This window comes from Myroides odoratus (assembly GCF_965118575.1).
GTDB lineage: Bacteria > Bacteroidota > Bacteroidia > Flavobacteriales > Flavobacteriaceae > Flavobacterium > Flavobacterium odoratum_B.
Genome location: NZ_CBCPHW010000013.1, coordinates 60,528 through 76,551 on the forward strand (window position 1 = coordinate 60,528; position 16,024 = coordinate 76,551).

The following is a 16,024-nucleotide window of genomic DNA, read 5'->3' on the forward strand; positions in this document are numbered from 1 at the left end:
AAACTAAATTTAAGATTAAATAATCATTTCTTCTAAAAGATTCTAAAACGACTTTAAAATATTCGCATCTATAACAAGAATAAAGTCTGCCAAACCTAGATTGAGTTTTTCGAAATCGCCCACTTTATCACTCTCAACCATCGTAATTGTTGCAACTTTTAGTTGTGAGGCATATTTTTGTAAATACCAAACAATCCCTTCATAGTTATTGCTGTGATACGAACCGTTATAATGAACAAGCAATTTACCTGTTTCGATATTCGATTGAATAAAATGAGCCATGGTTGCATCCTTAATTGCCTGTGCTTTAGGCAAGTTTTCATTGACATGACCCGCATCAAACATCGATAGCATTTCTTTATACCCAGGCAATTCAGGATCATAAGGGAAAGGCAAAGGTGCAATCCATGCTTTTTCTTCCACTTTTAAGGTATCTAAAGCTTCCATTCCCCCTTTATACAATAAACTCGCATAACGACGTGGTACATTCGTTGCTACAAAGGGAAAGTTTCTTTTTTTTGCGTACTCAACCAAAGGGCGATAATCCCCTTTATAATTATTCCACAAACGCACTTCTTTTGAAAATTCTTCTTCTGTGATTTTACCTGTGACATAGTTTGACAATCCTTCTTGATTATCTGCTTCAAACATTTCTGCTCCTAAAATAAGGTTGTGTTTTTCGCCTAAACTTTCGGTCACTTTTAACTGCAGCCAATGCCCCAAAGAATTGTTGTGAAACTCCCCAAACAAGACAACATCAGATTTTGCCAATTGATTAATCATTGCTTTGTAGGTAACTTTTTTCCCTTTTGCATTGTAAATTTGGTACGGTTGTCCGTTACTAGCAAAAATAGTTCCTACTAATAAAGCGAACAATACACTATAAATATATTTCATGTTACGTATGTTTTTATAATCCCCAAAGATATATTTATTTCAATAATTTAGAATAATTAAAAATAGAAATACCTGATGTAAGGAAGGATTTATACCCAGAAAGTTTTTTTTTTGCTACCCATCTTTTACTTTTGTAAACACAATAAAAACACACCTAATGATTCAGAAATCATTGCTATATAAAAACATTCACGTCAATTACTACGATTCAGGCAAAGGGAATACGCTACTTTTTCTTCATGGTTTTTTAGAAAACGCCAAAATGTGGACGGATTATGCAACTTTTTTATCTTCTAAATATCGCGTGATTAGCCTTGATTTATTAGGGCATGGCGAAACAGGATGCTTGGGATATGTGCACTCCATGGAAGACATGGCTGATGCTGTTTTTGCTGTTATTCATCATTTAAAACTCAGAAAAGTAACCTTAATCGGGCATTCCATGGGCGGCTATGTTGCCTTGGCTTTTGCTGAATTATACCCAGATCACGTAAAAAATCTGATTCTAATTAACTCAACGGCTCGCGCAGATACACCTGAAAGGGTTCTAAATAGAGATCGAGCCATTGAATTGATAAAAAAAAATGCCCCTATATTTATCTCCATGGCAATCAATAACCTTTTTGGAGACCACCTCAAACCTCAATTGGAAAAAGAGATTAATCACGCCCGAGAGGAAGCTTTAAAAACACCTAAACAAGGTGTAATTGCAGCTCTTGAAGGCATGAAAACAAGAATCGATAGAGAAGTACTTCTTCACTTCGCTCCTTATCCTATCGCCTTTATTCTAGGTAAAGAGGATACCGTTGTTCCGTACGAAGAAACCTTAGAACAATTGAAAGAAACCCAAGTAAGCGTAATCCCATTAGAAGGGGGACATATGCTGCATTTAGAACAAAAAGAAGCCCTAAAGCATCACCTTGCTGAGCTTTTAAAAACTTGATTATACAAGCTAAAAAAACGCGAGAATTTTTCAATTCTCGCGTTTTTTTATAAGGTCTCAACGAATGGAGTTTCCCCATCTAAAATCACCAATAGCAGTTGAATTAATTCTTCTTTAAATGCAGCTAAAACCAGGGGGGTAATCTCATGATCCACATTTCGTCCCTCTCTGAATCCAAAAAACAAAAATCCTTCTTTTCTATTTTTAAACGAATAAATCCCGGCTTCTAAGGTTTGCAAATTATTTTGTTCTGCATACATCAAAGCGTAACACAACAATTGAATAATCTTATCATTTTTCAAGTGCTCCGTCAACCCTTCCCATTGGGATAGCTTAACCTGAGTGGACTCTACTTTTCCCGTTTTATAATCAATTACGCGAATTTTTCCATTTCGCCGTTCAATGCGATCTACAAAGCCAAATAATTTGATTGGGTAAGGCAACCTAGAATCTGTTAATACATACTCTAAACGGGTTTCTAAAGCTAACAATTCAACTTCATCCCCCTGTTCTAATCCTCTTACTTCTTCGCGCAAAAAATGATAGACATTGCGCTTAGCTACTTCGAAAGCCAATAGGTTTTTTCCCATTTTTTCTTTGTCGCTATTGTAGATTTCTTCAAATTGATGTTGCACTTCTTCATCCGCCACACGTTGAATTTGCTTGATCATCGCCACATTTAAAGTTTCGCCTACATAAGGCTGATACAAATTCTCTAAAGCATTGTGTATAATCGTCCCTAGCGTATTTAAAGCCACACTCTCTTCTACCTCATCTACTTCGCGAATACGCAACACTTGCTGCACATAAAACTGCAAAGGATTGCGCAAATAGGTCGTTAAGGCAGAGGGAGAAAAACCTTTGACTGTCGCGATATTTTTTAATTTCGCCTGGAGCTCCTCCGATTTAGCAATCGCAATCGGCTCATAGGCCTTATCGGGTAAATAAGCAGAATAAGTTACAGTAACAACCTCATGTGCTGCTTGCTTTTCCATTTCCAATTGTGTTAAAAATCGACTCTTTTCACCTGCATCAATACCCTCTGCTTGAGAGTTGTAAATCAAATATACCTGCTTGGCTCTCAAGAGTAAGTGATAAAAGTGAAAACTGTAAATGGCATCTTTCTCTTTATAGGTTGGCAAGCCCAATTCTCTTTTTACATCGTAAGGAATAAAAGACTGCTGGGTTTTACCTGAAGGAAATTTACCTTCATTGACTGAGGTAACAATCACCGTGTCAAAATCCAATACTCTACTTTCTAGAATCCCCATAATTTGCAACCCTTCCAAAGGATCTCCTTCAAAAGACACTTCACTCATATCCATAATTTGCTTATACAAAACATGCAATAAATCTATGGAATGAATAAATGGGTATTTCTCACAATAAGAAAGCAAGCGATTCAACAAATTATAAGCGGTAAATAAAAAGGCCTTCATCAATCGATTTTGTCGACTATCAACGGCTAGTTTATTTTTAACCACGATAACTAAAGCAATTAGACTTTTTAAAATAGTTGCAGGGTCTTTATCCTTCCACGTAGTAAAAACAAGTGTTTTCGCTTCCGTATCGCCCGTGTTAATCCAAGTATCAAATCGATCAAAAGAAAAGAAGGTCAAGTTTTTTTTCTGTATTTCAGAAACTACCTCATCTACATCAAATAAGCCTTCCATAACTGGACTTGTCAGTACTTCCAGAACATCTCTATAGTAAAACACATACCGGTTACCTCCGCGACGAACAGCGGCCAAGTGCATTTTAAAAACTTTGTTTAAAAACAATTGAACGGGACTACTATTGCCACTATATCCCATGGTAATATTTAAACTGCTGACCGCACTCGGTAAACCGTATAAAATAGGCTGTAACAAGTTCTCATCCCCTAAAACAACGGCTATTTGATCTAAAGCAGCGCCAGCTTCAAGTGCTTTATCGATAACAGAACCCACAATTTTAGCTTGTCCTACACTTTTAGGTGTTTGAATAATTTCAATCCTCTTTTCTTTTCCAAAACTCGTAGTAATCCACTCAAATGGATGGTTTTGATAATAGGCCCACTTTTGTTTTATTCTCCTGAGAAACAAGCCTGCATCGTGATAGGAATCATTCAAAAACACTTCATCAATATCCCAAAAAACTCGGGCTCGATCTTCTTCTAAGAAATATTGAATAATGACTTCCTCAGCGGCATTTAGTGCATTAAAACCCGCAAAGTAATAGTCTTTTGAATTCGTCTTTAAAAAATCCTGATGCATAGCCACCGCTTCTCGGTATATCATTCCCTTATAGCCAATCTTTTTATTTTTTAAATAGCGATATAAGTGTTCATAATACGCGGGTATTTGCTCCCAGAATTTCAGGTAATTTTTAACCAAATCGGTCTGCTGACTCACATCAACGGCCCAATGATTAATATCTTCAATATTTTTTAAATAACTAAATACGTGGTTTGGATTCAATAAATAGCGGTCTACTTCATTAAAATCTTGCAATAGCATTCGCGCCCAATTGACAAAATAATCGAAATCTTCAGCTTTTTCTGCTTGTATTTCCGTATAAACATGATAAAATTCAAATAAAAGCTCAATCGAATCAATACCTCTTAATGCTGCAATATCTTGAACTAATTCTTCAATACTGATAATACTGGGTGAAAAAACACTATGATCATAAAATGATTTAAGTTGTTCTAATAAAAAAACTTTGGCTCTTTTATTAGGTAAAACAACCACCAAATTATCCATAGAAGAAGGAAAATTCTTCTTTATTTCTACGCTTAATTGATTTAAAAAACTGGTCTGATTCATGGAATTAAAGGTACTAAAAAAAAGGGCTTCGAATACTCGAAGCCCTTTTCTATATCTTGTGGATATTCAAATTATTTTTGTACTTGAATTTCAACACGTCTGTTTAACTCACGTCCTTTAACTGTTTTGTTAGAAGCGATTGGGTCAGCAGAACCATAACCTTTAGAAGTTAATCTGTTTGCATCAACACCTTTCTCAACTAAGTATACTTTAACAGCATTAGCTCTGTTGTCAGATAACGGAACGTTAACTTTATCAGATCCTGTGCTATCTGTATATCCAGCAATGTGGAATTTAGCAGTTGGGTATTCTTTCATGATTTTTACGATGTTGTCTAAAACAGTGTAAGAAGCATCTTGGAAGGTAAACTTACCTGTATGGAATAAAATTGTTTTTCCATAGTCGTTAAGTTGTTTAACTTGCTCTTCTTTAATTTCTGGACAACCATTGTTTGAAGCTGGACCAGGAACGTCTGGACATCTATCTAAATGATCAGGAACTCCATCTCCGTCTCTATCTGGCCATGGACAACCTTTGTTTTCTTTTGGACCAGGAACTTCAGGACACTCATCTAAATGATCAGGAACTCCATCTCCATCTGTATCAGGACATCCGTTGAATTCTGGTAAACCTGGAACATCTGGACATTCGTCTAAATGATCAGGAATTCCGTCTCCGTCTGTATCAGGACATCCGTTGAATTCTGGCAAACCTGGAACATCTGGACATTCGTCTAAATGATCTGGAATTCCGTCTCCGTCTGTATCAGGACATCCGTTGAATTCTGGCAAACCTGGAACATCTGGACACTCATCATATTTATCTAAGATTCCGTCTCCATCTCTATCAGATCCTCCAAATTGGAAGCGAATCCCCATGAAGTGTTGCATATGAGATGCTACATCAACGTCTGGAGTTCTTGTATCGTCAAATGAATGTTTGTACGTAGACTGAAGTGTTAAAGCGATATTTTCAGTAAACCAAAAGTTTAATCCTAAACCACCATTAACAGTACCTGTACTTGCATCACCCATAAAAGTATAACCTCCACCTACTAATAGGAATGGATCAACCACTTTTGAATGCAATAATTCTTTGAAGCTATATTTAACTTCAGCGTCAATACCATAGTAAGATAAATCACCAGGGTTGTATTTTAAATACCCTTCAGATTCTTTCGAAATAAATTTTTCAATTTTATTTACTGATCCTACAACACCTAATGAAAATCCATCACCTAGGTATCTAGATACATTTAAATAAGAAATTGAAGGTAAAATGTTCCAATCTGACGTTTGGAAATAACCTCCCATTCTGTGCGAAAACCCTTTTGCCGAACTAACTTTAGTGTTTACAGCATTTGCACCAATAGTTACAGCCCATGGATGGTCCGCATCTTGTGCCTGAGTCGAAAGACCCGCACACAGTATTGCAGCTGCAATTAATTTGTTGAGATGTTTCATAACTTTATTTTTCTATTTATTGTAATGTTAAAACAAAAATACAATTATATGTGTAGTTAACAAATTTTATTCTTAACAATTATTATGTTTTACCAAAAAAAAACAAGAATTAGATGACTTTTAATTCTTTTCCAACTTCTATAAAAGCCTTAATGGCATGATCGAGGTGCGCTTGGGTATGTGCTGCAGATAATTGAACGCGAATTCTCGCTTTATTCTGAGGCACAACCGGATAGAAGAATCCGATTACGTATACGCCTTTTGTTAACAAGCGATCAGCCATCTCTTGAGATAATTTGGCATCGTATAACATTACGGGTACAATTGCAGCATCCCCATCAATGATGTCAAAGCCTGCTTTTTTCATACCTTCTTTGAAATAATTGGTATTCCACTCTAATTGATCACGCAATTTGGTGTCTTTTTGCAATAATTCAAATACTTTTAAGGAAGCACCTACAATCATAGGAGCCAATGAATTAGAAAATAAATAAGGACGTGAACGCTGTCTTAATAGCTCAATAATTTCTTTTTTACCTGTGGTATATCCTCCCATAGCACCTCCTAGTGCTTTTCCTAAAGTACCTGTAATGATATCTACTCTGCCCATTACATTCTTCGCTTCCAGTGTACCCTTACCCGTTGCACCGATAAATCCGGCAGCATGGCACTCATCTACCATCACCAAAGCATCGTATTTATCTGCTAAATCACAGATTTTATCTAAGGGAGCCACTAGTCCATCCATAGAAAACACGCCATCCGTAACAATCATTTTGAAACGATGTCCAGCCTCATTGGCCTTAATTAATTGTTGTTCTAAATCAGCCATATCATTATTGTCATAACGATAACGAGCCGCTTTACACAAACGAACTCCATCAATAATTGACGCGTGATTTAAACTATCTGAAATAATAGCATCTTCCGCACCTAGCAAAGGTTCAAAAACCCCACCATTTGCATCAAAAGCAGCGGCATACAAAATGGTATCCTCTGTGCCATAAAAATCAGCTATTGTTGCTTCTAATTGTTTGTGAATATCTTGTGTACCACAGATAAAACGCACCGATGACATACCAAATCCATGGGTATCTAAGGCATCTTTAGCTGCTTGTACAACCGCTGGATGTGAGGATAATCCTAAATAGTTATTCGCACAAAAATTTAATACTTTTTCTCCTGTAGAAACTGTAATTTCTGCTCCTTGTGGCGAAGTAATAATTCTTTCTCTTTTAAACAAACCATTGTCTTCAATCGACTTTAACTCTTGTTGTAAATGGTCTTTAATTTTTCCGTACATACTTACTTTTTTTAAGCGTTAACTATACTCTTTTACAAATGTATTATATTTAAATCATCCTCTCCCATATATAAAATAACTTTTTTAGCCACTTCATATCCCATTTCTTTCAAAGAATCTTCATATTTAGCAAGTTGTTGGATGTATTTTTCCTCTGGTTTTCCCGTTTTATAATCGAGTAAATACGCTTGTTTGTCTTTAATCAGTACGCGGTCGGGAATCAGGTTGTTTTTGCCTTTGCCAATAATCATGCGTTCATTGTATACTAAACCTTCCGAAAAATAAACCTGCAAGTCGGGATGGGTGATAATTTGTTGAATCGCTGCTTTAAAATTTGCTTTCTCGCTTTCTACAATCAACCCCTCTTCCAAGGCTCTTTGGATAGCCCTGTCTACGTCTTGGTCGGTTTGAATAAACGACATAATCTTATGCGTAATATTTCCGTATGCAATTGCCTCCCCTACTTGGGTGTCCCACATCAGCGCCTCTCTTTCTGCAATTTTAATGTCATTAAAGTTAAACAATGTCTCCACACTTTGAATTAACTTATTTTGATCTAGGACAGACTCACTAGGTGCTGACAAGCGAATTGGATTTCCAAATTCATAGACGTTTACCTCCTCGTCATAAAGAGCTTGTTGACGCAAATAATGGATAAAGAAACGCGACATATTATTCTTGTATTCCCCCTCTTTTTTTACATCTCTAGTGGTAATGATATGCAGTTGCTCTTCTGCTCTCGTTAGGGCAACATACAAAACATTGATATTGTCTAACAATTCTTCTTGTTCCTTTTGGGCATATAGTGCTTCTGCAAATACACCGTATTCTGCAACCTCTTTTTTTGCATCTACTAAGGCTTTAGGCAATTCTATCCCCGTATCAAACTCATCAAACTCCACCCATAATTTATCGCGATTTGATCGATCGTAATCTTCTTCCGCAAAAGGAAAAATTACAACGGGAAATTCTAATCCCTTCGACTTGTGAATGGTCATCAATTGAACGGCATTTTTGCCTTCTGGTGTTGGAATACTAAATTTATGGTTGTTATCTTCCCAATACAAAATAAAGTCACCAATCCCATATTGGTTCTTGATGGTTCGCTCTAACACGATATCTAAGAAATACAACACATAGGAACTCGTTGCTTTGGTTGGGAAAAAAGCGCGAACAATAATCTCTACTGCTTCATACAGGGATTTTTTTCTACACTGATCAAACGAGATTAGAAGGTCTTTGGTTAACAACCAAGCTTCTAAATCGGCATCGGATGAATGAGTTAATCCTTCTTCTATAAAATCGTGTACCGCTTCTTGTTGTCTTTTACTGGCGATATAATACAGCATCAAAGCTTTAGATTCTTTGTCCTCTTTATTTCGAATATAACGCAACACATCCATAATTAAACGCACTTCGGTTGCATTACTTATCAATAAGGAATCAGACGATAGGATCGGTATTTCCTGTTCTGTCAAATAATTGGCTAAGGCGATTCCGTGAGCGCGCTTGCGTGTTAAAACAACAATGTCGCTATACTGAAAACCCTGTGCCATACATTGCTTAATGGTCGCTAATGTAGCTTGTAAATACAGCTGTTCCTTGTCAATCTCATTTTCTTTATCGAGTAACTGTTCCTCCAAAAACTGAAGGTTGACATATCCCCCTTCTTTCGCATTGGTTTCTTGAAAACTTTGATTTTCGTATATATTTTTATAATCCTCTTGCGTAAAAAAGGAAGAGATTCCTTTAAAAAAGGAATTATTAAAGTGAATGACTTCCGAATAACTGCGGTAGTTCTTACCCAAAACAACAACTTCTTTATCGGGATTAGAAAACGGATTGTCTTCTTTACTTAAAGCAATGAATTGCTCTGCTTTTCCTCCGCGCCAGCGATAAATCGATTGCTTGGGATCCCCCACTAACATCAGGGTTCCCTTTACCCCAAGATCTTCACCAGCCAAAGCATTATCAATCAAGGGCACCAAATTATCCCATTGCATCACCGAAGTATCTTGAAATTCGTCAATAAAAAAATGACGGTAACGCTCTCCTAACCGCTCGTAAATAAAAGGGGCTGGTTGATGTTGAATCTCATTGTGGATAATGGCGTTAAATTGACTGATCGACAACATGTTTTTTTCTTTTTGAATATTTTGCATTTCAATACCCAAAATATTCAACAGCGATAAAGGTGTAATGTTTTTTAAGAAAGCTTGATAAAATAATCGCTTGGCAAATAATTGGTAGATATTCGCCAATTGTTTAAGTACTTCAGGCAACAAGGCTTCAATCGTATCTCGATCTTTGGCTGCTTTGAGCAGGGTCACTTCTTCAAATTCCAAATATTTTCGTTGGGTACTCTTGCCTGTATTTTGTATAATAGCTAAAAGGTGATTGGGGAAGGTTCCTCGCGAAAAAGATTTCATATCCACTCCTTTGCTAAGTAACAAATCCCAAATGGCTTGTCCTTTCTGCTGACTTTCTACCGTTAGTTCTTCTATTTTTTTGCGCAAATAATCGCGGGTTTCTACAAAATCCTCCAGTGTTTTAGTATCGAATAAAGCAATCTCATCTCGGTTATTTTCATTCAACAACAAAGCCCCCATCTCTTTCAATTCTCTCGTAATATCCCAACTCTTATCATTATCGGCTTTGTCAATAGAAAAATCAATTAATACCTTGGTCAACGCTTCATCTGTACCTGCTTTTGCAATTACAGAATCTACCGCTTCTTGTAGCAATTCATCTGAATCTAAAGAAACTTCAAAACTCATTGGCAAATTCAAGTCAAAAGCGAAGGAACGAATTACTTTATGGGTAAATTTATCAATCGTAGAAATATCAAAAGAAGCATAATTGTGAATAATATGCTTCATAATACGTTCGGATTTTTGCTTGATTGCCGCTTCTTTCAACCCTGTTTCCTGCTCAATTTGCGCTAACATGGGTTGAAATTTCTTGCCTGTTTCCTTCTGTGAAAAAGCATATAAACAGGAGAGAATTCGACTTTTCATTTCCGCTACAGCTTTATTGGTAAAGGTGATGGCTAAAATTTTTCGATAGGCATCGTCTGACCGATCGGTTAAAACGATTTTTAAATATTCTTTTACTAAAGTATGTGTTTTTCCTGATCCCGCCGAAGCGTTATAGACTGAAAATGAAGCTTTATCCACGTTAAATGTCCAATTATTCCTTAACTCATATTAATTCACAAGATTTTTTATTTTCAATAGAAAATCCCTAAATTTGAATAAAAATAACACTAATCTTTAAATAATACGAATTATGGCTTTCGAATTACCACAATTACCTTATGCGTATGACGCATTAGAACCACATATTGACGCACGTACAATGGAAATCCACCATACGAAACACCACAATGCCTATACAACTAATTTAAATGCAGCAATTGCTGGTACAGAATTAGAAGGCAAAACAATCGAGGAGATTTTAACAAACCTTGATATGTCAAATGGTGCTGTTCGCAACAACGGTGGAGGTTTCTATAACCATAACTTATTCTGGACCGTAATGAGCCCGAATGGTGGTGGAGAACCAACAGGAGAATTAGCGGACGCTATCGCTAAGGATTTCGGTTCATTTGCAAACTTTAAAGAAGCTTTTGCAAAAGCAGGGGCTACTCAATTTGGTTCAGGTTGGGCTTGGTTGAGCGTTAAAGACGGTAAATTAGTAGTATCAGGTACACCCAATCAAGACAATCCACTTATGCCAACTATCGCAGGTGGAACGCCAATCTTAGGCATGGATGTTTGGGAACATGCGTACTACTTAAACTACCAAAACAGACGCCCTGACTATATCTCTGCTTTTTTCAGCGTAATCAACTGGGCTGAAGTTGCTAAAAGATATGCAGCAGCTAAATAAAAAATAAAGAGTAATCTCTTTAAATAACGAAAGGGAAGTATCGCGGATACTTCCCTTTTTTGTTTGATATGTATCTTTATTAACTCGTTTTCCTTCTAATGTTATACTCTTTTTTAAGCATCTTCTACTCTTTTTTTTCGTAATTTCCCTATCTATTACTTTTACCTGTATGCCCATGCAATTAGATCATGAACCAGAGAGCCTAAGACACAAATCCAAACGAAACTATATCATCATTGGTTTTAACCTGGTGATGCTGTTCGCTTTGATTCATTTTCTACCCTATGAACCTCAAGTAAATAAAGGACTTGCACTGCTTGCCTTTGTTGCTGTTTTATGGTTAACAGAAGCACTACACGTAACTACAACAGCTGTTTTCGTTCCTGTCCTCGCTATTGGATTAGGATTAACGGATGTTCAACCCGCACTCGTTTCATTTGCAGATCCTAATATCTTTCTATTCCTGGGCGGTTTTGTGCTTGCAGGGGCTTTACATGTACAAAAATTAGATCTAATCATCGCTAGTAAGCTTATGCGTTTAGCCAAGGGACGATTGGCACATGCGATATTCTATCTATTTATCACTACGGCAGTTCTATCCATGTGGATTAGTAATACGGCTACGGTAGCTATGATGCTCCCCCTCGTAATAGGTATCTTGAGTCAACTCGATAAAGTAGAACACCGCAACACCTATGTATTTGTCTTACTTGGGATTGCCTATAGCGCCAGCATTGGCGGTATGGGAACAATTGTTGGAAGTCCTCCCAATGCTATTGTTGCTTCTCAATTAAATCTATCTTTTGCAGCATGGCTAAAAATGGGATTGCCCATGGTCTTTATTCTTTTGCCTTTAATGATTGGCGTGATCTATTTTGTGTTCAAACCTAAACTCAACCTAACCTTTGAACATCAAATGGAAAAAATTCCCATGAATACAGATCGTTGGATTACGTTAGGTATTTTCTTTTTTACAGCGCTTTGTTGGATTTTAAGCACTCAAATTAATCCGCTATTCGCTGCCTTGGTAGGATTTGAAGGCACATTTAAAAACTTTGATACCTTTATTGCTTTGTCTGCGTTTATTTTAATTTGTATCAGTCAGGTATCTCGTTGGAAAGAACTACAACACAACGTCGATTGGGGAGTTTTACTTTTATTTGGTGGAGGATTAACCCTGAGTATGGTGCTCAGAGAGTCTGGAGCAAGTAAGGTGATGGCTGATTTATTGATCTCAGTGATTCGCGATAGTCCGTTTTTTGTGATAAGCTTAATCGTTGCTTTTTTTATTGTGTTCTTAACGGAATTTACCTCCAATACAGCTAGTGCGGCACTCTTAGTTCCCCTCTTTTTTTCTATTTCACAAGAACTAGGTATACATCCCCTAGGGCTTTCTATGATTATTGGATTAGGTGCTTCTTGTGCGTTCATGCTCCCTGTTGCAACCCCACCTAACGCCCTTGTTTTTGGCACCGGGGATATTCAACAAAAGGAAATGATGAAAGCAGGGTTCATCTTAAATATTTTCTGCTCGATTATTATAGCCACAGTGGCTTACTTTTTTTGGTTAGAGTAGATGCAGAAATCCATCTTGGTTTCTTATTTTTCTGAAAATTATTTCAAAACTATAAAATTACGAGCTGTTCAACTAGATCCAGTAGTATCAAATCTATGAAGTAAAGAACGAAAGCTATCTAACCAAGCATTCTTCTTTCTATTGCATATCTTTCTTTGTATCTTTTTTTATCAAAAAAGGCAAGAAAAGTTACTGACAGACTAATAAATGTATATTTTGTTTTTTTAGTAAAACCTTCGGTTTTTTATGTGTTACCTGTCCTTTTACCGCAACACCTTACAAAATAAAATACTTGTCAATTTTTCGGTTGTCTGACAACTCATATCAAAAGTATCTTTGCACAAACAAATAAAAAAATGAAAACAGAAACTCACAATATAAACGACATAAAAATAGCCGAAATAATTTCGGAGGAAACTATAATCAGTACAACCGAAGACGGATTAGATCTATTAGGAAACGTGTACTACCAAGGCTTGGACAGAATTGTGCTAAATAAAAAAATATTACACCCGCCTTTTTTGACCTGAAAAATGGAATTGCAGGAGAAATTCTTCAAAAATTTTCTACTTATCGAGTTAGATTGGCTATCGTTGGCGACTTCTCTAAATACAAAAGCAAAAGTTTAAGTGCCTTTATTTTTGAAAGCAACAAAGGCAGACATATCAACTTTGTTAACTCCACGACAGAAGCATTAAAAATTCTTTCTACCTAATGAATTCAAAAAGCATCAAAATGACTTCAAAAATTCTCGACCAAAAGGTGGAAATATATAATGACAGAACAAAAGAGAAATGGGAGCTTTAGAAATTGACCCAATGAGATTAATTACAGCAGCTGCAAATGGTCAAAAAAATCAGGAGGAATTACAAGTAATAGTAAGAACGCTTATTGAAAGCTTTACACAAGGGACAACCTTATTAATTTCAAGTACAAGAGAAAAAGTAAGCCAATTTAATGGAGAGATGGATGCAAAGACAGAAGTAGCATTAACTTTCTTACGTACTATACTCCGCTTGAGTAAATATTGCGAAAAGGTATGCCGTAGCTAAATAAAAAATAAAGCGTAATCGCTTTAGATAACAAAAGGGAAGTATCCGTGATACGTCCCTTTTTATGTAGTATTGCCCTGTCCTGAAATAACGAAACAAAAAAAGCACCAATCTTTCGATCAGTGCTTTTATATCTAATACTCAATTTCTATTAATACGGTTTTTCATCTCTACCTTCATAGAAGTTGATGAAAGCGCGGTTAACCACGCGATTTCCTCCATGCGTTGGATAATCTCCTGTGAAATACCAATCTCCTAAGTTTCTAGGACAAGCTTTATGCAGGTTTTCAATCGATTGGAATACGATTTTTATTTCAGATTTAATACCTTCTTCTGTTACCATTTGAGCAATCTTTGCAGAAACCTCTTCATCGGTAAAAGGAGCGTAAATATCCTTCACATAATTGATAACCTCTTCATCTTTTAGGCCGACTTGGGCTTTTGATTTTTGGTATACCTCTTCTACAAGGTGGTACATATTGCGTTCTTTCAACAGCTCAATTACCGCTTGAAAAGCAATTAACCCTTCTAATTTTGCCATATCAATTCCGTAGCAATCAGGGTAGCGCACTTGAGGTGCCGCAGAGACAACTACAATCTTTTTTGGGTTTAAGCGATCCAACATGCGGATGATACTCTTCTTCAAAGTTGTACCGCGTACGATACTATCGTCAATAATAACTAAGTTATCCGTAGGTTGAATTACCCCATAAGTAACGTCATATACGTGAGCTACTAAATCATCGCGACTGCTGTCATCGGTAATAAACGTACGAAGTTTCGCATCTTTAATTGCTATCTTTTCTGTACGCAATTTTACAGCTAATATTTCCTGTAATTTTTCTTCTGACAATGCATCTTTATGCTGCAAAATATCTGAAATCTTACGTTGATTCAAGAAGTCTTGCGCACCTTCAATCATACCAAAGAAAGAAGTTTCTGAAGTATTTGGAATATAGGAGAATACGGAATTATCCGTATCGTTATCAATTAAATCCAAGACTTGAGGGAAGATAAATCGACCTAAATCCTTGCGTTCTCTGTAAATCTCTGCATCATTTCCTCTTGAAAAGTACACGCGTTCAAATGAACAGGCTTTTAGCGGAAGAGGATCTAAGATTTGTTCAAAGTGTACACTTGCATCTTTCTTTACGATAATCGCTTGTCCTGGCGTTAATTCTTTGATATCTTCAAATGGAACATTTAAAGCCGTTTGAATCACTGGGCGCTCACTTGCTACTACAACGATTTCATCATTCTCATAGTAAAAAGCTGGACGAATACCCGCCGGATCTCTTAATACAAATGCATCACCATGACCCAACATTCCGGCCATAGTAAATCCACCATCCCAGTTTTTTGAAGCTCTTCTCAAAACACGAGCAATATCCAAGCGCTCTCCAATAATAGGGGAAGCTGCTTTTTTAGAGAATCCTTCTTGTTTAATTTTATAGTATAAATCATCAATCTCATCATCTAAGAAATGACCGATTTTTTCCATTACAGTAATCGTATCCGACATTTCTTTCGGATGTTGTCCAAGGCGAACTAAATCGTCAAACAACTCTCTTACATTAGTTAAATTGAAGTTTCCCGCAACAATCAGATTGCGGTGCATCCAATTATTTTGACGCAAAAAGGGATGTACACTTTCAATGCTATTTTTACCAAAAGTCCCATAACGCACATGACCTAAAAACACTTCTCCCAAATACGGGATGTGTTTTTTCTGTAATTCAGCGCTTTCTGCATATTCAGGATGCTCTTCCATCTCTGAATTAATACGTCCATTGATTTGGGCAAAAATATCTTGAATCGGCTGTGCTTTATTTGAACGCACACGACTAATATAGCGTTCGCCAGGTTCCATATCAAGCTTAATGCTTGCTAAACCTGCTCCATCTTGTCCTCTATTATGTTGTTTTTCTAATAACAAGTACATTTTTTGTATTGGATAAAATGCACTCCCATATTTTTCTTTATAATAGGATAGAGGCTTTTTTAATCGTAAAAAAGCAATTCCACATTCGTGTTGCAGTGCGTCGCTCATAGTTTAGTGTGTTGTGTGTTATCATTAAAAAAAGCCCCACGA

General features: G+C 36.6%; 10 protein-coding genes and 2 pseudogenes. 5 read left to right on the top strand and 7 right to left on the bottom strand.

Annotated elements, in window-relative coordinates:
- Positions 1-42 precede the first annotated feature (42 nt).
- A complete protein-coding gene (locus tag ACMHJ2_RS11830) occupies positions 43-897 on the bottom strand; it encodes a ChaN family lipoprotein (RefSeq protein ID WP_413513067.1) in 855 nt (284 codons plus the stop codon).
- Between the two features lie 157 nt (positions 898-1,054).
- Here ACMHJ2_RS11830 and ACMHJ2_RS11835 point away from each other — a divergent pair, with 157 nt between their 5' ends.
- Positions 1,055-1,840, top strand: a complete 786-nt coding sequence (locus ACMHJ2_RS11835) for an alpha/beta hydrolase (protein ID WP_413513068.1) — start codon at positions 1,055-1,057, stop codon at positions 1,838-1,840.
- A 47-nt stretch (positions 1,841-1,887) separates the two neighbouring features.
- Here the strand turns inward: ACMHJ2_RS11835 and ACMHJ2_RS11840 are convergent, their stop codons facing one another.
- From ACMHJ2_RS11840 to ACMHJ2_RS11855, 4 genes are all read right to left on the bottom strand, one after another.
- Positions 1,888-4,647, bottom strand: coding sequence for a PD-(D/E)XK nuclease family protein (locus ACMHJ2_RS11840; protein ID WP_413513069.1), 2,760 nt, complete (start codon positions 4,645-4,647; stop codon positions 1,888-1,890).
- Positions 4,648-4,718: 71 nt separating this feature from the next.
- Entirely contained in the window at positions 4,719-6,110 is a 1,392-nt protein-coding gene (locus ACMHJ2_RS11845; protein ID WP_413513070.1) for an OmpA family protein, read from the bottom strand.
- A gap of 109 nt (positions 6,111-6,219) precedes the next feature.
- Entirely contained in the window at positions 6,220-7,413 is a 1,194-nt protein-coding gene (kbl, locus tag ACMHJ2_RS11850; RefSeq protein WP_413513071.1) for a glycine C-acetyltransferase, read from the bottom strand.
- 32 nt (positions 7,414-7,445) lie between these two features.
- Positions 7,446-10,589, bottom strand: a complete 3,144-nt coding sequence (locus ACMHJ2_RS11855) for a UvrD-helicase domain-containing protein (protein ID WP_413513072.1) — start codon at positions 10,587-10,589, stop codon at positions 7,446-7,448.
- A gap of 112 nt (positions 10,590-10,701) precedes the next feature.
- On the opposite strand from ACMHJ2_RS11855, the gene ACMHJ2_RS11860 reads away from it, so the two are divergent.
- Together ACMHJ2_RS11860 and ACMHJ2_RS11865 are read left to right on the top strand one after the other, a co-directional pair.
- A complete protein-coding gene (locus tag ACMHJ2_RS11860; protein ID WP_413513073.1) occupies positions 10,702-11,304 on the top strand; it encodes a superoxide dismutase in 603 nt (200 codons plus the stop codon).
- Positions 11,305-11,479: 175 nt separating this feature from the next.
- Entirely contained in the window at positions 11,480-12,880 is a 1,401-nt protein-coding gene (locus tag ACMHJ2_RS11865) for an SLC13 family permease (protein ID WP_413513074.1), read from the top strand.
- Positions 12,881-12,951: 71 nt separating this feature from the next.
- On the opposite strand, the pseudogene ACMHJ2_RS11870 reads toward ACMHJ2_RS11865, so the two are convergent.
- Positions 12,952-13,043, bottom strand: a pseudogene (locus tag ACMHJ2_RS11870) (IS5/IS1182 family transposase); the annotation flags it as partial.
- Positions 13,044-13,236: 193 nt separating this feature from the next.
- Here ACMHJ2_RS11870 and ACMHJ2_RS11875 point away from each other — a divergent pair.
- Positions 13,237-13,595, top strand: a pseudogene (locus ACMHJ2_RS11875) (DUF4180 domain-containing protein).
- Between the two features lie 79 nt (positions 13,596-13,674).
- Positions 13,675-13,932 carry a hypothetical protein gene (locus tag ACMHJ2_RS11880; protein ID WP_413513075.1) on the top strand — a complete coding sequence of 86 codons (258 nt, stop codon included), beginning with the start codon at positions 13,675-13,677 and terminating at the stop codon, positions 13,930-13,932.
- Positions 13,933-14,083: 151 nt separating this feature from the next.
- Here ACMHJ2_RS11880 and ACMHJ2_RS11885 read toward each other — a convergent pair whose 3' ends face one another.
- Entirely contained in the window at positions 14,084-15,982 is a 1,899-nt protein-coding gene (locus ACMHJ2_RS11885) for an amidophosphoribosyltransferase (protein ID WP_413513076.1), read from the bottom strand.
- Positions 15,983-16,024: the final 42 nt, after the last annotated feature.

Coding starts and splice junctions, on each gene's coding strand:
- ACMHJ2_RS11830 (WP_413513067.1), bottom strand. CDS start 897: ATGAAATATATTTATAGTGTATTGTTCGCTTTATTAGTAGGAACTATT.
- ACMHJ2_RS11835 (WP_413513068.1), top strand. CDS start 1,055: ATGATTCAGAAATCATTGCTATATAAAAACATTCACGTCAATTACTAC.
- ACMHJ2_RS11840 (WP_413513069.1), bottom strand. CDS start 4,647: ATGAATCAGACCAGTTTTTTAAATCAATTAAGCGTAGAAATAAAGAAG.
- ACMHJ2_RS11845 (WP_413513070.1), bottom strand. CDS start 6,110: ATGAAACATCTCAACAAATTAATTGCAGCTGCAATACTGTGTGCGGGT.
- kbl (WP_413513071.1), bottom strand. CDS start 7,413: ATGTACGGAAAAATTAAAGACCATTTACAACAAGAGTTAAAGTCGATT.
- ACMHJ2_RS11860 (WP_413513073.1), top strand. CDS start 10,702: ATGGCTTTCGAATTACCACAATTACCTTATGCGTATGACGCATTAGAA.
- ACMHJ2_RS11865 (WP_413513074.1), top strand. CDS start 11,480: ATGCAATTAGATCATGAACCAGAGAGCCTAAGACACAAATCCAAACGA.
- ACMHJ2_RS11880 (WP_413513075.1), top strand. CDS start 13,675: ATGGGAGCTTTAGAAATTGACCCAATGAGATTAATTACAGCAGCTGCA.
- ACMHJ2_RS11885 (WP_413513076.1), bottom strand. CDS start 15,982: ATGAGCGACGCACTGCAACACGAATGTGGAATTGCTTTTTTACGATTA.